At 31.0% G+C, this 255-nt stretch carries 1 pseudogene; it reads right to left on the reverse strand.

Annotated features, from left to right (window positions below):
• Positions 1-255: pseudogene (locus GCL57_RS14930) on the reverse strand (hypothetical protein); the annotation flags it as partial.

Genomic DNA, 255 nt, shown 5'->3' on the forward strand with positions numbered 1-255 from the left:
CATAACTTAATTGATTACTAGTTTGAAATGGAATTACAATGCCACGATCAATTCCTACAGTAAGGTAATTTAGTGATTCCTCATCCAAATTGGAATACTCATCTAATAATTCTTGCTCTGATTTCCCGCTGTTTTCGACTTCGTAACAGAAAGAAACAAACCAATTATCATTCTTTTTCCCAATTACAATTTGTTGTGGAGATCCGAATTCTCTATGAGCTTTGAATTTTAAAATACCTAATTTTTTTGATTTAG

Origin of the sequence: Fluviispira multicolorata (genome assembly GCF_009208585.1) — a bacterium.
Classification (GTDB): domain Bacteria; phylum Bdellovibrionota_B; class Oligoflexia; order Silvanigrellales; family Silvanigrellaceae; genus Silvanigrella; species Silvanigrella multicolorata.